The organism is Streptomyces venezuelae (assembly GCF_008642275.1).
Taxonomy (GTDB): domain Bacteria; phylum Actinomycetota; class Actinomycetes; order Streptomycetales; family Streptomycetaceae; genus Streptomyces; species Streptomyces venezuelae_E.
Genome location: NZ_CP029189.1, coordinates 4396897 through 4416998, shown reverse-complemented (window position 1 = coordinate 4416998; position 20102 = coordinate 4396897). Strand labels below are relative to the sequence as shown.

The 20102-nt window shown below is 72.0% G+C and carries 20 protein-coding genes and 1 tRNA gene; 5 read left to right on the top strand and 16 right to left on the bottom strand.

Annotation, left to right across the window (positions count from 1 at the left end):
• Window positions 1-31 precede the first annotated feature (31 nt).
• Entirely contained in the window at window positions 32-688 is a 657-nt protein-coding gene (locus tag DEJ51_RS19625; RefSeq protein WP_150258753.1) for an SDR family oxidoreductase, read from the top strand.
• A 74-nt stretch (window positions 689-762) separates the two neighbouring features.
• On the opposite strand, the gene DEJ51_RS19620 is transcribed toward DEJ51_RS19625, so the two are convergent.
• The 3 genes from DEJ51_RS19620 to DEJ51_RS19610 all read right to left on the bottom strand — a co-directional run bounded on the left by DEJ51_RS19620 (window position 763) and on the right by DEJ51_RS19610 (window position 2642).
• Window positions 763-1155, bottom strand: a complete 393-nt coding sequence (locus tag DEJ51_RS19620) for a DUF3574 domain-containing protein (RefSeq protein ID WP_150262032.1) — start codon at window positions 1153-1155, stop codon at window positions 763-765.
• Between the two features lie 191 nt (window positions 1156-1346).
• Entirely contained in the window at window positions 1347-2288 is a 942-nt protein-coding gene (locus tag DEJ51_RS19615; RefSeq protein WP_223835887.1) for a hypothetical protein, read from the bottom strand.
• 272 nt (window positions 2289-2560) lie between these two features.
• Window positions 2561-2642: transfer RNA gene (locus tag DEJ51_RS19610), tRNA-Tyr, on the bottom strand.
• Window positions 2643-2842: 200 nt separating this feature from the next.
• On the opposite strand from DEJ51_RS19610, the gene DEJ51_RS19605 reads away from it, so the two are divergent.
• The 3 genes from DEJ51_RS19605 (at window position 2843) to DEJ51_RS19595 (ending at window position 6207) form a co-directional block, all read left to right on the top strand.
• Window positions 2843-3331, top strand: coding sequence for a YajQ family cyclic di-GMP-binding protein (locus DEJ51_RS19605; RefSeq protein WP_150258752.1), 489 nt, complete (start codon window positions 2843-2845; stop codon window positions 3329-3331).
• A 194-nt stretch (window positions 3332-3525) separates the two neighbouring features.
• Window positions 3526-4953: a SulP family inorganic anion transporter gene (locus tag DEJ51_RS19600; protein WP_150258751.1), complete on the top strand. Its 1428-nt coding sequence runs from the start codon at window positions 3526-3528 to the stop codon at window positions 4951-4953.
• A gap of 18 nt (window positions 4954-4971) precedes the next feature.
• Complete coding sequence (locus tag DEJ51_RS19595) at window positions 4972-6207, top strand: APC family permease (protein WP_150258750.1); 1236 nt, start codon at window positions 4972-4974, stop codon at window positions 6205-6207.
• On the opposite strand, the gene DEJ51_RS19590 is transcribed toward DEJ51_RS19595, so the two are convergent.
• From DEJ51_RS19590 to DEJ51_RS19530, 13 genes are all read right to left on the bottom strand, one after another.
• Window positions 6191-6724 carry an SMI1/KNR4 family protein gene (locus DEJ51_RS19590; RefSeq protein ID WP_150258749.1) on the bottom strand — a complete coding sequence of 178 codons (534 nt, stop codon included), beginning with the start codon at window positions 6722-6724 and terminating at the stop codon, window positions 6191-6193. The two genes, DEJ51_RS19595 and DEJ51_RS19590, sit on opposite strands and share 17 nt — an antisense overlap.
• 121 nt (window positions 6725-6845) lie before the next feature.
• Complete coding sequence (locus DEJ51_RS19585) at window positions 6846-7238, bottom strand: YccF domain-containing protein (RefSeq protein WP_030842592.1); 393 nt, start codon at window positions 7236-7238, stop codon at window positions 6846-6848.
• The gene (gene htpX, locus DEJ51_RS19580; RefSeq protein WP_150262030.1) at window positions 7235-8098 is read right to left on the bottom strand and encodes a zinc metalloprotease HtpX; all 864 of its coding nucleotides are present in this window, start codon (window positions 8096-8098) and stop codon (window positions 7235-7237) included. The genes DEJ51_RS19585 and htpX overlap by 4 nt, the downstream gene beginning before the upstream one ends.
• Before the next feature lie 199 nt (window positions 8099-8297).
• Window positions 8298-9821, bottom strand: coding sequence for an NADH-quinone oxidoreductase subunit N (locus DEJ51_RS19575; RefSeq protein WP_150262029.1), 1524 nt, complete (start codon window positions 9819-9821; stop codon window positions 8298-8300).
• 5 nt (window positions 9822-9826) lie between these two features.
• Window positions 9827-11380 carry a NuoM family protein gene (locus DEJ51_RS19570; RefSeq protein WP_150262028.1) on the bottom strand — a complete coding sequence of 518 codons (1554 nt, stop codon included), beginning with the start codon at window positions 11378-11380 and terminating at the stop codon, window positions 9827-9829.
• Window positions 11381-11418: 38 nt separating this feature from the next.
• A complete protein-coding gene (locus tag DEJ51_RS19565) occupies window positions 11419-13440 on the bottom strand; it encodes an NADH-quinone oxidoreductase subunit L (RefSeq protein ID WP_150258748.1) in 2022 nt (673 codons plus the stop codon).
• The gene (nuoK, locus tag DEJ51_RS19560) at window positions 13437-13784 is read right to left on the bottom strand and encodes an NADH-quinone oxidoreductase subunit NuoK (protein ID WP_150258747.1); all 348 of its coding nucleotides are present in this window, start codon (window positions 13782-13784) and stop codon (window positions 13437-13439) included. The genes DEJ51_RS19565 and nuoK overlap by 4 nt, the downstream gene beginning before the upstream one ends.
• On the bottom strand, window positions 13784-14413 hold the full coding sequence (locus DEJ51_RS19555; RefSeq protein WP_223835886.1) for an NADH-quinone oxidoreductase subunit J: 630 nt from the start codon (window positions 14411-14413) through the stop codon (window positions 13784-13786). Before DEJ51_RS19555 ends, nuoK begins: the two co-directional genes overlap by 1 nt.
• Window positions 14410-15030, bottom strand: a complete 621-nt coding sequence (locus DEJ51_RS19550; RefSeq protein WP_150258746.1) for a NuoI/complex I 23 kDa subunit family protein — start codon at window positions 15028-15030, stop codon at window positions 14410-14412. The genes DEJ51_RS19555 and DEJ51_RS19550 overlap by 4 nt, the downstream gene beginning before the upstream one ends.
• On the bottom strand, window positions 15030-15995 hold the full coding sequence (locus DEJ51_RS19545; RefSeq protein WP_150258745.1) for a complex I subunit 1/NuoH family protein: 966 nt from the start codon (window positions 15993-15995) through the stop codon (window positions 15030-15032). The genes DEJ51_RS19550 and DEJ51_RS19545 overlap by 1 nt, the downstream gene beginning before the upstream one ends.
• The gene (locus tag DEJ51_RS19540; RefSeq protein WP_150258744.1) at window positions 15992-17212 is read right to left on the bottom strand and encodes an NADH-quinone oxidoreductase subunit C; all 1221 of its coding nucleotides are present in this window, start codon (window positions 17210-17212) and stop codon (window positions 15992-15994) included. Before DEJ51_RS19540 ends, DEJ51_RS19545 begins: the two co-directional genes overlap by 4 nt.
• Window positions 17209-17802, bottom strand: a complete 594-nt coding sequence (locus tag DEJ51_RS19535; RefSeq protein ID WP_150258743.1) for an NADH-quinone oxidoreductase subunit B — start codon at window positions 17800-17802, stop codon at window positions 17209-17211. Before DEJ51_RS19535 ends, DEJ51_RS19540 begins: the two co-directional genes overlap by 4 nt.
• Window positions 17793-18200 carry an NADH-quinone oxidoreductase subunit A gene (locus tag DEJ51_RS19530; protein WP_030388327.1) on the bottom strand — a complete coding sequence of 136 codons (408 nt, stop codon included), beginning with the start codon at window positions 18198-18200 and terminating at the stop codon, window positions 17793-17795. Before DEJ51_RS19530 ends, DEJ51_RS19535 begins: the two co-directional genes overlap by 10 nt.
• Before the next feature lie 147 nt (window positions 18201-18347).
• Between DEJ51_RS19530 and DEJ51_RS19525 the strand changes: the two genes are divergently transcribed.
• The gene (locus DEJ51_RS19525; protein ID WP_190620503.1) at window positions 18348-19556 is read left to right on the top strand and encodes a sensor histidine kinase; all 1209 of its coding nucleotides are present in this window, start codon (window positions 18348-18350) and stop codon (window positions 19554-19556) included.
• Window positions 19557-20102: the final 546 nt, after the last annotated feature.

The following is a 20102-nucleotide window of genomic DNA, read 5'->3' as shown; positions in this document are numbered from 1 at the left end:
GTCGGAGCCCGGCTCGTCGTACGGTCGGGTCATGCGCATCGTCATCGCGGGTGGACACGGTCAGATCGCGCTGCGGCTGGAGCGCCTGCTCGCCGCGCGCGGGTACGAGGTCGCGGGCATCGTCCGTGACCCGGCCCAGGGCGACGACCTGAGGCAGGCGGGTGCCGAGCCGGTGCTGTGCGATCTGGAATCGGCCTCGGTGGAGCATGTGGCGGGGATTCTGCAGGGCGCGGACGTGGCGGTGTTCGCGGCCGGTGCGGGCCCGGGGAGCGGGATCGGGCGCAAGGACACCGTGGACCGGGGCGCGGCGGTGCTGTTCGCCGATGCCGCCGAACGGGCGCGCGTACGGCGCTTCCTGATGGTCTCTTCGATGGGCGCGAACGCGCACCACGGGGGTGAGGAGGTCTTCGACGCCTACCTGCGGGCCAAAGGTGAGGCCGATGACCACGTACGGACCAGGCTGGGCCTGGAGTGGACCGTCCTGCGTCCCGGTGCGCTGATCGACGACGCCGGGACGGGCGCGGTCCGTCTGGAGGCGCGGACGGGCCGCGGGTCCGTCCCGCGCGACGATGTGGCGGCGGTGCTGGCCGAGCTGATCGAGACTCCGGCGACGGCGGGCCTGACCCTGGAGCTGGTCTCCGGTTCGGTGCCGGTGCAGGTGGCCGTGAAGGACGTGGCCGGCAACTGAGGCCGGTGCCCGGCCGGTCCGGCGGTCGGGCGCCCCGGAGGCCCTGCGGCCCTGCGGCCCTGCGGCCCTGCTGGTCAGAATCCGGCGCTGACCTTGTCGTCGGACCGGCCGACGGAGTCCTGCTGGTACCGGTCCTCGTATGCCTGCCGGATCCGCTCGATGCGGGTGCTGCGCTCCTCGGCCTCCTTCTCCGGGTAGAGCAGGACCACCTCGTACGAGGTCTCGCGGACGGTCTTGCCGTCCTGGCCGCGCCATTGGCCGTACCCGTCGTGGAGGGTCAGTCCTTCGGGGAAGGCGGGGGTGATTTCCAGGTCCAGGAACCGCATGAACTCGCGTTCCTCGACCGGGTCGCGGCCGTCGGCCCGCTGGGTGCCGAAGTACAGCCGGGTCTCCTGGTAGGGCTCCCCCACGTCGGTGTGGAGGGCCGCTCCCACCAGAGCCGGAATCCCTGCGCCGAGCAGGGCCATGAGAACCCCGCCGCCGACCTTCCCGCGCGTGTCAGATGTCCATTTCACCCCTGGTGAACGAACGTGAGCCGCCGACGTTGCGGCCGGGGCGGGGCGTCGACGGGTGACTGCGGGAAGCCCGTCCGTCCGTGGTCGCGGGCGGACGGGCTTCCGGTCCGTGCTGTGGTGCGGCAGTGCGGGAGGAGGTGCGACTACCAGTAGATGACTACGTAGCCGTCGCCGCCGTCCTTGCCACGGGAGCCGGAGTTGCCGATGGCCCGGTTGGTGCCGCCGCCGCGGCCGCCGTCGCCGCCGAAGGCCGCGCCCGCCGGGAGCTCGACGATGCCGTCGGCGGTGCCGCCGCCGGTGCCGTCGTCGTTGCCCGGGTCACCGGCGTGGTTGACGCCGCCCGAGGAGCAGGATCCGCTGCCGCCCAGGCCGGGCGTGCCGGGTTCGCCGGGACCGCGGTCCGCGGCGCCCCCGCCCCCGCCGCCGGTGCCACCGGTGGCGGTGAGGAGCACGGTGTTGGTCGACGCCACGGTCAGCGACGTGGTGGTGCCCGCGGTGCCGGCGGTGCCGTTGGCGCCCGGCGCGCCGCCGAGGCCGTTGGCGCCTCCGGTGCCGACGTCCACTCCGTAGTCGGTCAGGGGGGTGACCGGGATGACGCACCAGGTGAAGCCGCCGCCACCGCCGCCACCGCCGTGGCCACCGGTGTTGGTGCGCGCGGCGGCACCGTCCGCGTCCGCGCTGCCCTCGGCCCCGGCGTTCGGGTTGTTGGGGTTGCCGCCGCCGTTGTTGTTGTTGCGCGCGGACCCGCCGCCACCGCCGCCGCCACCGCCGGCACCCCATGCCTGGACGAACACCGACGTGACGCCCGGCGGCGGGGTGAACGTGTTGTCCGAGGTGAACTGCCGCAGGCCGTGGAGGGCCAGGGGGGCGTGCTTCTTGTGCTTGTCGTGCTCCGACAGCGTGTGCTTGCCGTCGACGGGCTTCGCGTTCTGGTGACCCGCCGGCTTGGGCCCGTCCGCGGATGCGGCCGGGGCCAGTGCGATCAACTGGCCGGTGAGGGCCGCCGCGGCGGCGATGGAGGCGAGCAGAACCCGGGAACGCCCCCGGGGCCGTTGAATCGTCGCCGTCTGATGGTTCAGGTTCATGGCTTCCTTACCCGCCGGCGCCGAGGGCTGCCGCGGGATGCGATGGGAGGGGTGCGTGCGTCACGCGCCACCCATCCGACCTGGCCAGGACCTCGCCGTGGCGGTGGCAGGGCCGGGGCTGTGGCCCAGTCAGGTGAGTACTTCATCTGACCGGAGCAATGTTCGAGAAGCGTCCCGCCGGTGTCCGGTGCACGGTCGTGGAGCTGGCCTCCGGGGAACGAAAGAACCCCCGCTCATCGTGATTCCACAGATGAACGGGGGTTCCACTCGCGTGGCGGCGCCAGGGTTCGAACCTGGGTAGGCTGAGCCGGCAGATTTACAGTCTGCTCCCTTTGGCCACTCGGGCACACCGCCAAGAGTTGCTGCCATTTTTTCCGCCTCGCGGCGGCGCTCCCTGGCAACGACGTAAACGATACCTGATGACCGGGGGTGCTTCACCACCGGATTGATCAGCGCTGCGGGTGGGCGCGGTGGCTAGGCTTTGCCGAGCGGGCCGGGCACGTCCGGCCGCGCCCTCCGGGGTGATCACAACCGACTTCAAGGAGCCACAGCACATGGCCGACTCCAGTTTCGACATCGTCTCGAAGGTCGAGCGGCAGGAGGTCGACAACGCCCTCAACCAGGCCGCCAAGGAGCTCTCGCAGCGTTACGACTTCAAGGGCACCGGCGCCACCATCGGCTGGTCCGGCGAGAAGATCCTGATGGAGGCGAACTCCGAGGAGCGCGTGAAGGCCGTCCTGGACGTCTTCGAGACCAAGCTGGTCAAGCGCGGGATCTCGCTGAAGGCGCTGGACGCCGGGGAGCCGCAGCTGTCCGGCAAGGAGTACAAGATCTTCGCCACGATCGAGGAGGGCATCTCCCAGGAGAACGCCAAGAAGGTCGCGAAGATCATCCGGGACGAGGGTCCCAAGGGCGTCAAGGCCCAGGTCCAGGGCGAGGAACTGCGCGTCAGCTCCAAGAGCCGTGACGACCTCCAGGAGGTCCAGGCGCTGCTCAAGGGCAAGGACCTGGACTTCGCGATCCAGTTCGTGAACTACCGCTGACCCTGTTCCGCGATCTGCCCCACGCCGGCCCGGCGGTCTTCACCGACCGCCGGGCCGCGGCGGTTGCGAAGGGGGTGTGTGCGGGGCGTGTGCGGCGCACGCGCCATCGCGGACTCCTGTGGGCACTTGGGGCGTGACGAGTGCGCCCACCACGCTGGGTGGCATCACATCACCGCGTGGCAGGGGGTTCTCGCATGCCTGGGGCCGGCACGTTTCGTGATGACTTCGGGGCATCCGTGGTCGTCGCGCTGGTCGCTCTACCCCTGTGCGTCGGAGTGGCGGTCGCCTCCGGAGTGCCGGCCGAGCTGGGGATCGTCACCGGCGTGGTCGGCGGGCTGGTCACGGGCTGGTTCCGTGGGAGCTCGCTCCAGGTGAGCGGCCCCGCGGCCGGTCTCACCGTCCTCGTCTACGAGGCGGTGCAGGCCTACGGTCTGCCCGCACTCGGGGTGCTGGTGCTGGCCGCCGGGGTGATGCAGCTGGGCATGGGGATGCTGCGGCTCGGGCGGTGGTTCCGGGCGATCTCCGTCGCCGTCGTACAGGGGATGCTGGCCGGGATCGGGCTGGTGCTGATCTCCGGGCAGTTGTACGCCCTGGGCGGTGTGGAGGCTCCGGGGCAGACCCTGGCAAAGCTGAGCGGGGTGCACGAGCTCGGGGCCCAGGCCGACTTGGCCGCCGTGCTGCTCGGTGCCGGGACGATCGCCGTCATGGCCGCCTGGCGCCGGGTGCCCGACCGGCTTCGGATCGTGCCGGGGGCGCTCGTCGGGGTGGCCGCCGCCACCGCCGCGGCCGTCCTGCTGCGGCTGCCCGTGGAGAAGGTGCGGGTGACGGGCGTCCTGGAATCCGTGTCTCCGCCCGGCTGGGGCGGCTTCGGGGTGCTGGTCTCGGTCGGCGCGGCCGGGACCGTGGTCGCGCTGGCACTGATCGCCTCCGCGGAGACGCTGTTCAGCGCAGCGGCCGTGGACCGCATGCACGACGGGCCGAGGACGGAGTACGACAAGGAACTCATCGCCCAGGGCGTGGGCAACAGCGTGTGCGGGCTGCTCGGCGCGCTTCCGATGACGGCGGTCATCGTGCGCAGTGCCGCCAACGTGGAGGCCGGGGCGCGGACCCGCGCGGCCCGGGTGATGCACGGGGGCTGGCTGCTGATCTTCGCCGTGGCGTTTCCGCATCTTCTGGAGAGTGTGCCGCTGGCGGCGCTGGCCGGTGTGCTGCTGCACGCGGGCTGGAAGCTCCTGCCGGCCAGGGCGGTGGCCTCGTTGTGGCGGACGCACCGGGGCGAGGCGGTGGTGCTCGTGGTCACGGCCTCGGCGATCGTGGTCACCAATCTCTTCGAGGGGGTGCTGATCGGGCTGGGGCTCGCCATCGCCAAGGCGGCCTGGGAGACCTCCCACGTGCACATCGAGGAGGTGTGGGAGGACGACGAGCTGTGCGTGCGGGTCCTGGGGAACGCCAGTTTCCTGCGGCTTCCCAAGCTGCTCGACGCCCTGGACGCGCTGCCGCACGGGCAGCCGGTGCGGCTGGATCTGAGCGGGCTGCGCCACCTGGACCATGCCTGTCTGACCGCTCTGGAGGGCTGGGAGCGCACACGGACGCCACTGGCCGGCCGTGAGGGCGTCATCTAGCGGGGCTACCCTCCGCCCGTGGAACATCAGTTGAAGCGCACCCTGGGCGTGTCCGACGCCGTCGTCGTCGGACTCGGCGCGATGGTGGGCGCCGGTGTCTTCGCCGCCCTGGCTCCCGCGGCACGGGCGGCGGGAGGCGCCCTGCTCGCCGCTCTGGGCGTGGCGGGTCTCGTGGCCTACTGCAACGCGCACTCCTCGGCGCGGCTGGCCGCCCGGTACCCGGCTTCGGGCGGCACGTACGTCTACGGGCGCGAGCGGCTCGGGCCCTTCTGGGGATATCTGGCCGGCTGGGCGTTCGTGGTCGGCAAGACCTCGTCCTGCGCGGCCATGGCCCTCACGGTGGGGGCGTACCTGTGGCCGGGACGGCAGCACGCCGTGGCCGTCGCGGCGGTGGTGGCGCTGACCGCCGCGAGCTACGGCGGCGTGCAGAAGTCCGCCCGGATCGCCCGGCTGATCGTGGCGGCGGTGCTGTCGGTGCTGGCCGGGGTGGTCGTCGTGTGCCTGTCCTCCGGGGTGGCCGGCCCGGGGCCGGTGAGCGGGTCCGGCCGGGGCGTCTTCGGGCTGTTGCAGGGGGCGGGTCTGCTGTTCTTCGCCTTCGCGGGCTATGCCCGGATCACCACCCTGGGCGAGGAGGTGCGCGACCCGGAACGGACGATCCCGCGGGCGGTGCCGATCGCATTGGGGATCGCGCTGCTGGTGTACGCCGCCGTCGCGGTGGCGGCGCTGTCCGTGCTCGGCGTGGAGGGGCTGGCGCGGTCGACCGCTCCGCTCGCCGACGCGGTGGGTGCGGCCGGGTGGCCCGGACTGGCCCCGGTGGTCCGGGTGGGCGCGGCCCTGGCCGCGCTGGGCTCGCTGCTGGCGCTCGTGCTCGGGGTTTCCCGGACGGTCCTGGCGATGGCCCGGGACGGCCATCTGCCGCGCGGGCTGGCAGCCGTACATGCCCGGCATCAGGTGCCGCACCGTGCGGAGCTGGCGGTGGGTGCGGTCGTGGCGGTGCTGGCGGCCACCGCCGATCTGCGGGGCGCGATCGGTTTCTCCTCCTTCGGAGTGCTCGTCTACTACGCGATCGCGAACGCTTCTGCGTGGACTCTCGATTCAGCTGTCAAGGGTCGGGCCGTGGCAGTGGCAGGGCTGTCCGGCTGTGTGGTGCTGGCATGTGCGCTGCCCCTTGCGTCGGCGGTCACGGGGACGGCGGTTCTGGCGGTGGGTGTTCTGGTCTATGCCGTGCGGGGGCGGCTCAGATCCGGGATCTGAAGTCGTCCCAGGGTGCGAGTTCCAGGTCGCACTCCTCCCCCAGGCCGGATTCCTCGCAGAACCAGGCGGTGCCGTCGAGCCAGCCGCGCAACCAGCCGTGCAGGCTCGGGGTGTCGATGGACCAGGCGAGCTCCGGCTCCCCCGGATTCGGGTCGAACAGCAGGACTTGGGCAGCATCGGACCGGCAGTCCACGCAGGCGTCCATGGCGCAGCCGAAGTCGGCCACCGGCAGTACGCCCTCGGGCCAGCGCCACCCGCAGGACCGTCGTTCCTCGTACGCGAGCACGGCCTGGCGCAGTGGCAGCAGCCCCTGGCCGGGTCCGAATCCGCCGTCGCCGATGCGGGTGTAGAGCGAGGCGAGCAGGGGCGGCAGCGCGAAGCCGAGTATGGCCTCGGCGCGGGTGATCTCCGCGGGCTCCAGCGGCTCCGGCAGGGTCCTTCCGTGCCGCTCGTACCTGCGGAGGGAGTTGCGCACGCGGGTGGTGACTTGCTCCAGCAACTGCTCGGTCTCGTTCATGCGTTCATGGTGACGCACACCACCGACAACCCGCCCGGCCTGTGGACAACTCCGCCCGCAGGCCGGTTCCGAAGGCCTGCGGGCGGGGTGTACGTCGGCGTGCACGACGCCGGTTCCGGCGTCAGCGACTGGCGAACGGCGCGTCCGTCGGGACGATCTCGCGGCCCAGCGGGAGCAGGGAGAGCGGGACCATCTTGAAGTTGGCGATGCCGAACGGGATGCCGATGATCGTGACGCAGAGGGCGATGCCCGTGACGATGTGGCCGAGGGCCAGCCACCAGCCGGCCAGCACGAGCCACAGGACGTTGCCGATGCAGGACGGGGCGCCGGCGTCGTGGCGCTCGACGGTGGTGTAGCCGAAGGGCCAGAGGGCGTAGACCGCGATGCGGAAGGCGGCGATGCCGAACGGGATGCCGATGATGGTGATGCAGAGGAGCACACCCGCGAGGAGGTATCCCAGGAACAGCCAGATGCCGCTGAGGATGAGCCAGATGACGTTCAGGATTGTCTTCATTGGCGGCGGCCTGCCATCTGTTCGAGCCGGGCGATGCGCTCGGCCATCGGAGGGTGGGTGGAGAACATCTTGGAAAGGCCCGCGCCTGGCCGGAACGGGTTGGCGATCATCATATGACTCGCTGTTTCCAGACGGGGTTCCGGCGGCAGCGGGAGCTGCTTGGTGCCCGCGTCGAGCTTGCGCAGGGCGCTGGCCAGGGCGAGCGGGTCCCCGGTGAGCTGGGCGCCGGAGGCGTCGGCCTCGTACTCGCGCGAGCGGCTGATGGCCAGCTGGATCACGGAGGCGGCCAGTGGGCCGAGGATCATGATCAGGAGCATGCCGAGGATCCCGGGGCCCTCGTCGTCGTTCGACCGGCCGATCGGGATCAGCCAGGCGAAGTTCACCAGGAACATGATCACCGAGGCGAGGGCACCCGCGACCGAGGAGATCAGGATGTCGCGGTTGTAGACGTGGCTGAGCTCGTGGCCGATGACCCCGCGCAGCTCGCGCTCGTCGAGGATGCGCAGGATGCCCTCGGTGCAGCAGACCGCCGCGTTGCGCGGGTTGCGGCCGGTGGCGAAAGCGTTCGGGGCCTCGGTGGGCGAGATGTACAGGCGTGGCATGGGCTGGCGCGCGGACGTGGAGAGCTCGCGCACCATGCGGTACAGCTGGGGGGCCTCGAACTCGCTCACGGGGCGGGCGCGCATCGCGCGTAGAGCCAGCTTGTCGCTGTTCCAGTACGCGTAGGCGTTCGTCCCGAGGGCGACGAGGACGGCGATGATCAGGCCGCCCCGTCCGAAGAAACTTCCGATGAGGATGATGAGTGCGGACAGTCCGCCGAGGAGTACGGCGGTCTTCAGCCCGTTGTGCCGGCGGTGCACGGTACGCCCTCCAAGTGGTGCGGCAGGGGAGCCCGTCATGGATTGAGGGTCTACGGTCCAGTGGACCCTCCCTTCCTGGTCAACGCGAGGTGAGGGCGTCAGGTTCCCAGGGCGTGGCGGGGCGGGCGCCCGCCGCCGCCCCTTCCCGGGGGGCGGTGGCGCCGCGGCGGCGTTACTCCGTACGGGTTACATGTGCCGGCTACTGCGCGAAGAGGCTGCCCGAGGTGACGCGCAGGATGAGCTCCGGGGCGCCCGAGAGGACGACCGCCGTGATCGCGGTGACGACGATGGCCGCCGCCACTGGCCAGGGGGCGCGCGTACGGGTGTGCGCGCCCTCGGGGGTGCGGAACAGGAGGGCCGTCCAGCGCAGGTAGTAGTACAGGGCGATGACGACGTTGATCGCCATGACCACGGCCAGCCAGCCCAGGCCCGCGTCGACGGCGGAACGGAAGACGGTGACCTTGGCGAAGAGCCCGATGATGCCCGGCGGCAGGCCCGCCAGGCAGAGCAGGAAGAAGCCCAGGGAGAGGGCGGCCAGCGGGCGCTCGGCGTAGAGCCCGCGGTAGTCGCTGATCCGGTGGAGCGGCTTGGTACGGGCGACCAGGGCGGCCACGGCGAAGGCGCCGAGGTTCACGGCGGCGTACATGAGGGCGTAGGCGACGGTGGAGCCGATCTGGTCGCGCCCGGAGTACGCGGCCGCGGCGATCGGGACCAGCAGGTATCCGGCCTGGCCGACCGAGGACCAGGCGAGCAGCCGTACGGCACTGTTCGGGCGGTCCGGGGACTGCCGCAGGGCGGCGGCGTTGCCCAGGGTCATGGTGAGTGCGGCGAGGACGGCCAGGGCCGGGCCCCAGATGTCGGAGTACGCCGGGAAGGCGATCACCGTGACGAGGATGAGGCCGGTGAAACCGACGGCCTTGCCGATCACCGAGAGGTAGCCGGCGATGGGCAGGGGGGCGCCGACGTAGGTGTCGGGGACCCAGAAGTGGAAGGGGACGGCGGCGGTCTTGAAGGCGAAGCCGACGAGGGTGAGCGCGACACCGGCCATGGCGAGGGTGTCGAGCTGCCCGGGGACGTCTTCGAGACGGTCGGCGACCTGGGTCAGGTGCAGGGAGCCGGTGGCGGCGTAGACGAAGCTGACGCCCATCAGCGACACGGCGGTCGCGGTGACGGAGGACAGGAAGAACTTCAGGGCCGCCTCGGAGGAGAGCCGGTCGCCGCGGCGCATGCCGACGAGGGCGAAGGCGGGCAGCGAGGCGACTTCGAGGGCGACGATCAGGGTGGCGAGGTCGCGGGAGGCGGGCAGCAGGGCGGCGCCGGCGGCGGAGGACAGCAGCAGGAACCAGTACTCGCCGGCGGGCATGCGCGTGTCACGGACCGCGGTGACCGACAGCAGGGCGGTGACCAGGGCGCCGGCCAGCACCAGGAACTGGATGACGAGGGTGAAGTGGTCGGCGACGTAGCTGCAGGCCGCCGGGTCGCCGGTGAGGCAGAAGGTGGATCGGTCGCCGGCGCGCAGGGGCAGCAGGGTGGCGGTCGCGGCGGCGAGGCCTGCGACAGAGATCCAGCCGAGGACCGGCTTGTGGCGCTCGGCGAGGAACAGGTCGGCGACGACGACGGCCAGGCCGACGGCGGCGGTGATCACCACGGGTCCGATGGCGAGCCAGTCGACGGACTGGACCAGGGTCGGGGCCTCGGCGGAGAGGGCCGTCAGGGCCGTCATGGCCGTCATGAATTGCCTCCTGCGAGGAGCTTCTGGACGGCCGGGTCGGTGAGGCCGAGGAGGACCGCGGGCCACAGGCCGGCGAGGACGGTGAGGGCGACGAGCGGGGTCCAGGCGGCGAACTCGTAGCGCTGGATGTCCGCGACGGCGAGCTCGGGACCGGCTTTCGGGTCTCCCATGCAGACGCGCCGTACGACGATCAGGAGGTACGCGGCGGTGAGCAGGGTGCCGAACGCGCCGACGGCCACGTACGTGAGGAACGCGGGGCGGGAGAGGCCTTCGGCGGGATCGAAGGCGCCGAAGAGGGCCAGCATCTCGCCCCAGAATCCGGCCAGGCCCGGCAGGCCCAGGGAGGCGACGGCGGCGAAGGCGAGGAAGGCGCCCATGCGGGGGGCGCGGCCGTAGAGGGCTGCGCCGGTGGCGCCGGCGAGGGTGTCGAGGTCGGCGGTGCCGTAGCGGTCCTTGAGGGCGCCGACCAGGAAGAAGAGGAGGCCGGTGATCAGGCCGTGGGCGATGTTGGCGAAGAGCGCGCCGTTGACGCCGGTGGGGGTCATGCTCGCGATGCCGAGGAGGACGAAGCCCATGTGGCCGACGGAGGAGTAGGCGATGAGGCGCTTGAGGTCGCCCTTGTTCCCCTTGCGGGCCAGGGCGAGGCAGGCGAGCGATCCGTAGACGATGCCGACGGCCGCGAAGGCTCCCAGGTAGGGGGCGAAGGTGGCCATGCCGTCGGGGGTGACGGGCAGCAGGATGCGGACGAACCCGTACGTGCCCATCTTGAGCAGGACGCCGGCCAGCAGGACGGATCCGACGGTGGGCGCGGCGGTGTGGGCGTCCGGCAGCCAGCTGTGCAGGGGCCACATCGGGGTCTTCACGGCGAGGCCGATGCCGATGGCGAGAACGGCCAGGAGCTGGGTGCTGTGGGACAGTTCGCGGCCGTTGTCAGAGGCGAGTGCCACCATGTCGAATGTGCCCGCCGTCACACCGATGAGGAGGAGGCCGAGCAGCATGACGACGGAGCCGAGCAGGGTGTAGAGGATGAACTTCCAGGCGGCGGCCTGCCGCTGAGCACCGCCCCAGCGGGCGATCAGGAAGTACATCGGGATGAGGACCATCTCGAAGGCGAGGAAGAAGAGCAGCAGGTCGAGGACGGCGAAGGTCGCGAGGGTGCCGGACTCCAGAACGAGGAGCAGTGCGACGAAGGCCTTCGGGGAGGGCCCTGCGGGGAGCTTGAAGTAGCTGTAGAGCGCGCAGAGGAAGAACAGCAGCGCGGTCATCAGGAGGAGGGGGAGCGAGATGCCGTCGACGCCGAGGTGGATCCGGACGTTCAGCGCCTGGATCCAGCTGATGTCCGTCGTCGCCTGGATGCGGGACGGGGCGTCGTGGTCGAAGCCCAGGGTGAGGGCGACGGCCGCGGCGAGGATCACGCCGGTCACGGTCACGCCGTGGCGGAGCACGGCCTGTTCGGGGCTCTTGCCCTTGAGGCCGGGCGGGGCCGGCAGGAGCGCCGCGGCGGAGCCGAGGAGCGGTGCGGCCACGATGAACGCCAGAAGGAACTGCATCACGGACGGGCTGATATCAATCACGGCTGACTCACGGCTCACGATCCGGCGTTGACGTTGGCGAGGACGGCGGTGGCGATCGCCAGGACCACGGCGCCGGCGAGCAGGGCGCTCAGGTAGCTCTGCACGTTGCCGGTCTGGGCACGGCGCACGAGGCTGCCGAGCAGCTGGGTGCCGGTGCCCGCGCCGCGGACGTACGTGTCCACGACCTCGCGGTCGAGGAAGCGGACGAGGCTCGCGGCAGCCTGGACGGGCCGGACGAACAGCCGGTCGTAGACGGCGTCGAGGTGGAAGCCGGCGGCCGCGTGGCGGTGCAGCGGGCCGAGGAACGCCTTGCCGGGGTCGGCGGCGGGGCCGGCCGGGACGGCGGGGTGATCGTGGGTCACCTCGGCCACCTCGGGGGCTTCCGCGGCGGATTCGGCGGCGGCGACGGAGGCGGGCGTCCCGGTGGTGGCGGCGGCTCGGGTGCCGGCGGCGGCCGCGAGGGCGGCCTTCGCCGAGGCGCGCTGCCAGAGGGCGTAGGTGAGCATCGCGCCGATGGCCGCCGCGCCCGTACCGAGGACCGAGGTGACGACGGTCGGGGTGAGGTCCCCGCCGTCGAACCAGTTGGAGATGGGTCCCGCCACGAGGCCGAAGCCGATCGAGGGGATCGCCAGCAGCCACAGCACGCCGGTCATGGCGAGGGGCTCCTTGCCATGGTCGGGGGCGGCGGCGCCCCGGCCGCGGAAGGCCATCAGCCACAGCCGGGTGGCGTAGGCGGCGGTGAGCAGGGCGGTCAGCAGGCCGGCGACGAGCACCAGCCAGCCGGCGGCGCTGGGCACGAACTCCGAGTGCCCGGTCGCGGTGTGCTCGGCGGCGACGAGGACGGCTTCCTTGGAGAAGAAGCCGGCGAAGGGCGGGACGGCGGCGAGCGCGAGCAGCGCGATCGTCATCGTCCAGAAGGCGTCGGGGATGCGCTTGGCCAGGCCGTCCATCCGGGACATGACGCCCAGGGAGTTCGTGCCGGCGGCGTGGATGATCACGCCGGCCCCGAGGAAGAGGAGCGCCTTGAAGGCGCCGTGGGACAGGAGGTGGAAGACGGCGGCGCCGCGGTCACCGACGGCCAGGGCGCCGACCATGTAGCCGAGCTGACCGATCGTGGAGTAGGCGAGGACCCGCTTGATGTCGTCCTGGGCGATGGCGGCGAGGCCCGAGCCGACCATCGTGACGGCCGCCATCGCGGCCATGACCACCAGCGCGGCCCCGGAGGTCGCGAAGACGGGCAGGAGGCGGGCGATGAAGTAGACACCGGCGGCGACCATGGTCGCGGCGTGGATCAGGGCCGAGACCGGGGTGGGGCCCGCCATGGCGTCGGGGAGCCAGGTGTGCAGGGGGAACTGCGCGGACTTGCCCGCGACACCGGCGAGCAGGAGCAGCGCGATCAGTGTCGGGTGGTCGATTCCGCCTGCGGCGACGGTGCGAAGGATCGTCGGGATCTCGAACGAACCGGCGTCTGCGGCGAGCGCGAACAGACCGATCAGGAAGGGGACGTCGCCGAGCTTGGTGACGAGGAAGGCCTTCAGGGAAGCGGAGCGGGCCGCTTCGGTCTCCCAGTAGTGGCCGACCAGGAAGTACGAGCAGATGCCCATGACTTCCCAGCCGACCAGCAGCACCATCAGGTCGCCGGAGTAGACGACGAGCAGCATGGCGGAGGTGAACAGTGAGACGAGAGCGGCATACGAGGGGTAGCGCGGGTCCTCACGGAGGTACGCCGTCGAGTAGACCTGTACGCAGGTGGCGACCACGCCGACCAGGACGGCGACCAGTGCGGCGAAGCCGTCGATGTAGAGCGAGAGCTCGAGCGGCACCGAGCCGGTCGGCGTCAGCTCGGTCGCGGCGCTGATCGTCTCGCCGCCGCCCTGACGGACGGCGACGAGCACGGCCAGTACGGCGGCGGCGAGCGTCGGCAGGATCGCGAGCGGCCGGACGAACCCGGGGGCGCTGCGGCCGAGCAGCAGTCCCGCCACCGCGCCCAGGAAGGGGAGCAGCGGGACGAGGACCGCGAGGGTCGTGGTGCTCACGCGGTGACCTCGCTCTGGTTGTTCGCGGCGGGCTCGTGGCCCTCGGCGGTGTCGCGCAGCCGGTCGACGTCGGAGGTACCGCGGTTGCGGTACACCATCAGCACGATCGCGAGGCCGATGCCGATCTCGGCGGCGGCGATGGCGATGGTGAAGAGGGTGAGGGCCTGGCCGGCGTGCAGGGTGTCGCGCAGCCAGACGTCGAAGGCCACCAGGTTGAGGTTGACGGCGTTCAGCATCAGCTCGACGGACATCAGGACCAGGATGGCGTTGCGGCGGGCGAGTACGCCGTACAGACCCGTGCAGAAGAGGAGGGCCGCGAGTACGGCGGGGTAGGCGAGGTGCATCAGCGCCGGCCCTTCTTCTCGCCGGGGCCGGCCGGGGTGGCGGCCTCGGCGGAGTCGGCGGGGTCGGCGGGGTCGTTCCTGCGGGACAGCACGATGGCCCCGATCAGGGCTGCGAGGAGGAGGACGGAGAGCGCCTCGAACGGCAGCACCCAGTGCTGGAAGAGGATCTCGCCGGAGACCTTGGTGGAGCCCTGGACCGGTCCGTCGAGGTCGATCCAGGTGGTGCGGAAGGCGTCGACGACCACCCAGACCAGCGACACGGCCGCGACGACGGCGACGCCGAGCGCGGTCCAGCGGTTGCCGGAGTCCGCGTCCGGGGAGCGGCCGATGGGGGCCTTGGTGAGCATCAGCCCGAAGAGGAGGAGGACGACCACGGAACCGAGGTAGATGAGGACCTGGACCCAGGCGATGAACTCTGCGGTCAGCAGCAGGTACTCGACGGCGATGCCGCCGAGCGCGACGACCAGCCACAGGGCGGCGTGCACCAGCTGCTTGGTGGTGACCGTGACGAGGGCCGCGCCGAGGGTGGCGAGTCCGACGAGGACGAAGGCGATCTCGACGCCGGTCGGGGAGAGGAAGCCGGGCCCGGTGGTGGTGGCGGCTGCGGCCAGGGTGGCGGCGGGGCTCACGCGTCTCCCTCCGGGGTCGGGTCGGTCGGCGGTTCGGTCTCGGCCGCTTGGGCGGCGGCTTCGGCGGCTGCGGCTTCGGCGGCGGCTGCCGCCGCGGCTGCGGCCTCGGCCTTCTCCACCGCCTTGCGGGCAGCGGCGATCTCCTTGGGCTCCTCGGCGGCCGGGTCCAGCGCGGGCGGCGCCGGGACGGTCCACATCCACTCGCGCAGCTTGTCGCGCTCGTGGGTCAGCTCGTGGATGTCCGTCTCCGCGTACTCGAACTCCGGCGACCAGAAGAGGGCGTCGAAGGGGCACACCTCGATGCAGATCCCGCAGTACATGCAGAGGGAGAAGTCGATGGCGAAGCGGTCGAGGACGTTGCGGCTGCGCTCGCGGCCCCCGGGGGTGGACGCCGGGACCGTCTCCTTGTGGGAGTCGATGTAGATGCACCAGTCGGGGCACTCACGGGCGCACAGCATGCAGACGGTGCAGTTCTCCTCGAACAGGCCGATGACCCCGCGGGATCGGGGCGGCAGTTCGGGCTGGACGTCGGGGTACTGGGCCGTGTGCGAGCGCTTCGTCATCGTGCGCAGCGTGACGGCCAGCCCCTTGGCCAGACCGGATCCGGGGATGGGCATTACTGGATCGCCACCTTCACGATGCCGGTGAGCGCGATCTGGGCGAGCGCGAGCGGGATGAGTGTGGTCCAGGCGAGCTTCTGGAGCTGGTCCTCGCGCAGGCGCGGGTAGCTCACGCGGAGCCAGATCACGACGAAGGCGAGAACGGCGATCTTGAGCAGGGTCCAGACCCAGCCGAGGTCGTCACCGAAGGGACCGTGCCAGCCGCCGAGGAAGAGGACGGTGGTGAGGGCGCAGAGGACGACGATTCCGGCGTACTCGGCGAGGAGGAAGAGCGCGAAGCGCAGGCCCGTGTACTCGGTGTACGCGCCGAAGATGATCTCGGAGTCGGCGACGGGCATGTCGAAGGGGGGCCGTTGCAGTTCGGCGAGGCCGGCGACGAAGAAGACGAGCGCCCCGACGATCTGCCAGGGCAGCCACCACCACTCGAAGGCCTCGACGATCCCGGGGAGGGAGACCGTACCGGCCGCCATGGCCACGGAGGCGGCGGCGAGCAGCATCGGCAGCTCGTAGGCGAGCAGCTGGGCGGCGGTACGCAGGCCGCCGAGCAGGGAGAACTTGTTCGCGGAGGCCCAGCCTGCCATCAGGGAGCCGAGGACTCCGACGCCCATGACGGCGAGCGCGAAGAACAGGCCGGCGTCGATGACCTGGCCGACCGCGCCCTCGCCCGGTCCGATGGGGATGGCAAGGAGTACGAGGAGGTACGGCAGCAGGGCGACGGCGGGGGCGAGCTGGAAGATCCGGCGGTCTGCGCCCGCCGGGACGATGTCTTCCTTCTGCGCGAACTTCACGCCGTCGGCGACGAGCTGGGCCCAGCCGTGGAAGCCGCCGGCGTACATGGGGCCGAGGCGGCCCTGCATGTGGGCCATCACCTTGTGCTCGGTCTGCCCGACGACGAGCGGGAGCACGAGGAAGACGGCGAAGACGACGATCAGCCGCAGGGCGACGTCGAGGACGTCGTTCACGCGGTGCCTCCGGTGTCGGTGGTGGGGTCGGTGTCGGTCTCCGGCTCGGCCGGGCGTGGCTCGGGGGTGGGCCCGGCCTCGGGTTCCGGCACGGTCCCGGCCTCGGGAGTCGGCTCGGGCCCGGCTTCGGGTTCGGTCTCCGGAGTCGGTCGGGGAGCGCGTTCGTCGAAGGCGGGCTTCGGGTCGTGCCAGGGGGCGTCGGAGCTGCGGGGGGCGGTGCGGTGCGGCGGGCGCGCCGCCTCACCCGTGCCGGCGTCGGCGTCGTCGGCACGGCCGGCGGAGCCGCCGTCCGACGCCGGGACCTGACTGGCCGAGCCGTCCGCCACCGAGCGGTTACGGCGGGGCGGGCGGGCCGGGGCTTCCGTGGCCGGAGCCGGGGCTGCGGCGTCCGGCGCGGGCGTTCCGGCGGCCTGGCTCGCCGAGCCGTCCGCCACCGAACGGGTGCGGCGGGGCGGGCGGGCCGGGGCTTCCGCGCCCGGGCTCGCTGCTCCTGCCGCGTCGGACGGAGGCTGGGTGGCCGAGCCCTCCGTGACCGAGCGGGTGCGACGGACCGGGGCGCCCTCGCGCGGCGTGCGCGCGGCGGCGCCCGCCGCGCCGGCCGCACGCGGGGTGCGGGCGGGACGGGACGGGGCCGGCGGCAGCTGGCCCTTCATCGGGCCCCAGTCGTTGGGGTCCGGTACGCCGGGCGGGAGCATCTGACGGCGCTTGGGCGCGTCCGGGTCGTGCGTCTCGCCGGGCTCCTTGGCGCCGGGCCAGGCCTTGGCGACGCGCGCGGCCAGGACGAAGTCCTTGCGCAGCGGGTGGCCCTCGAAGTTCTCCGGAAGGAGGAGCGGGACGAGGTGCGGGTGGTCGGTGAAGGTCACTCCGAACATCTCGAACGTCTCGCGCTCGTGCCATTCCGCCCCCGCGTAGACGGCGACCGCGGACGGCAGGGAGGCGGCGCTGTGCGGGACGGTCGTGCGCAGCAGCAGCCGCCGCACCCGGTGGTTCTCCAGCGACGCGACGTGTGCGCAGATCCGGAAGCCGGTGCCGGGCTCGTCGACCGCGCTCAGCCAGTCGAAGTAGGTGCAGCCCAGCTTGTCGCGGGCGATTTCGAGGGCGGAGATCCAGCTGCCGACGGGCACGTCGACCGTGAGGACGTCGTACGAGAGCTCGGCGACGGCCTCGGCGCCGAAGACCGTCGGCGCCGCGTCGGGAAGGGAGTCGTAGAGGTTCACGCGCCGGCCCCCTGCGCCGGTGCGGGCGGGGGCGTGACCAGGCCGCTCGTCAGCTGGGACACGGACGGCCCGGCCGCGTAGCGCTCGGCCAGCGACTCGCGGGCGATCTTCTCCTGGAGCTTGAGGATGCCCTGGAGGAGGGCTTCGGGGCGCGGCGGGCAGCCCGGCACGTAGACGTCGACCGGGATGATCTGGTCGACGCCCTTGGTCACCGAGTACGAGTCCCAGTAGGGGCCGCCGCAGTTGGAGCAGGCGCCGAAGGAGATGACGTACTTCGGCTCCGGCATCTGCTCGTAGAGCCGCTTCACCGCCGGGGCCATCTTGTCCGTGACGGTGCCCGAGACGATCATGAGGTCGGCCTGGCGGGGGCCGGGCGCGAAGGGGATCACGCCGAGCCGGATGAAGTCGTGCCGGGCCATGGACGCGGCGATGAACTCGATCGCGCAGCAGGCGAGGCCGAAGTTGAAGACCCACAGGCTGTACCGGCGGCCCCAGTTCAGGACCACCTTCATCGGTTCCGGGGCCAGGCGGGAGAGGACTCCGAGGCGCTTGGGCTCCGGGAGCAGCTCCGGCTGAGGTGTCACGTCCATTCGAGGACGCCCTTCTTGTACGCATAGAGCAGGCCGACGGCCAGGAAGCCCAGGAAGATGAACATCTCCACGAGGGTCGTGGCGCCGTAACCGGCGGCGGCGAACACCGTCGCCCACGGGAACAGGAAGATCGAGTCGACGGCGAAGATGACGTAGAGGAACGCGTAGACGTAGTAGCGGACCTGGGTGTGCGCCCAGCCCTCGCCGACGGGGTCCACACCGCATTCGTACGTCAGCAGCTTCTCGGGGGTCGGGACCACGGGCCGCAGCAGCCGGCCCGCGCCGAAGGCGACGGCCACGAAGAGCACACCGAGGACGGCCAGCAGACCGACGACCGAATAACTCCGGAAGTAGTCCGCCGCGAGCACGGTTACGGTCGATACCGTCGGTTCAGGCACGTCCGTTCCTCGCTCCTCGGTCACTGTCGACGATCTGGTACGGACGGGAGTCTAGGGCCTGCCTCACACAGGGTGGGGTTATCCCCCGTTCACAGCACCCCGGACACCCCATGGCATCGGCGGGGCGTACTTGACAGGGTGTGCCCCATGACCCTGAACCATGCCGTGCCCGACAACGATCGGCCTCCCCCCGTACGTGCCGTCTTCAGCGCCGTGACGTGGAAGGAGATCGCCTATCTGGTGAGCAACCTGCCGGTGGCGATCGTCGGTTTTGTTTACGCGGTTGTCATGGTCTCCACGGCCGGCGGTCTTGCCGTGACCGCGGTCGGAATTCCCCTGCTCGCATGCGGTCTGTATCTGTCTCGGCAATTGGGACGGCTGGACCGGGCACGCGCCCGCGGGCTGCTGGGCGTACGGGTGGACGAGCCGACCCCGATCCCCGGGCCGAAGCGGTCCGGCGGATTCTTCCCCTGGCTGTGGACGAGCATCAAGGACCCGGTCGGCTGGAGGACGGTGCTCTACCAGCTGATCCGGCTGCCATGGGGAGTACTCACCTTCACGGTAGCTCTGACCGGCCTGTTCGTGCTGTGGCCGGTGCTGCCGTACCTGGTGCGGCTGCTGGCGAACGCGGACCGGGCGATGGTACGGGGGCTGCTGTCGCCTTCCGACGACCTGGAGCGGCGGATCGCGGAGCTGGAGTCCGACCGGGGGGTCGTGGTCGACACGGCGGCGGCCGACCTGCGGCGCATCGAGCGGGACCTGCACGACGGGGCGCAGGCCCGGCTCGTGGCGCTGGCGATGGGGCTGGGTCTGGCGAAGGAGAAGCTGCTGGAGGACCCGGAGGGCGCGGCGGCGATGGTCGACGAGGCGCACGGCGAGGTGAAGCTGGCGCTGCAGGAGCTGCGGGACCTGGCCCGGGGGATCCACCCGGCGGTGCTGACGGACCGGGGGCTGGACGCGGCGCTGTCGTCGGTGGCGGCGCGGTGCGTGGTGCCGGTGAAGGTGGCGGTGGACCTGCAGGGGGACCCGGCGGGGTCGGGGGCGGGGTCGGGGGCGCGGCCGGCGGAGGCGATCGAGGGGATCGCGTACTTCGTGGTGTCCGAGCTGCTGCAGAACGTGAGCAAGCACGCGGGGCCGGGGGCGCGGGGCGCGACGGCCGAGGTGTGGCGGGCGGGGGCGCGGCTGATGATCCGTGTGTCGGACGACGGGCGGGGCGGGGCGAGTCCCTCCGGGGGGAGCGGGCTGGCGGGGCTGGCGGAGCGGTTGGGCGCGGTGGACGGGGTGCTGGTGGTGGACTCGCCCGAGGGGGCGGGGACCGTGGTCACGGCCGAGCTGCCGTGGCGGGACCGGGGGTAGGGCCCCGGGGCCCCTGTTGCCGCCGGTGTCACTGGTGTCACTGGTGTCACTGGTGAGCGGGACTCCCGTCCGGGGTGGGCGGGGGTCCCGTTCGTGTGTCCGGCGCGGCGCCGTTTCCCAGGGCTCCGCCCCGGACCCCGCGCCTCAAACGCCGGCCGGCTGGGAATGCGGGCCCCTGCCCCCGGGTGGTGGGCGGGGGCCGTTCGTGTGTCCGGCGCGGCGCCGCTTCCCAGGGCTCCGCCCCGGACCCCGCGCCTCAAACGCCGGCGAGGCTGGGAATGCGGCCCCTGCCCCCAGTGGGTGGCTCCGCCCCTCAAACGCCGGGGGGCTGGGAATGCGGGCCCCTGCCCCCGGGTGGTGGGCGGGGGTCGCTCGTAGGTCCGGCGCGGCGCCGTTTCCCAGGGCTCCGCCCCGGACCCCGCGCCTCAAACGCCGGGGGCCGGGAATGCCGACGGCCCCTGTTCCCGGGGGTGGGGTTAACCCCCCGGTGGAGAGGCCGACTCGCCGCATGGTTGTGGGGGTCGGGGGGCGGGAGGGTGGGGGTGT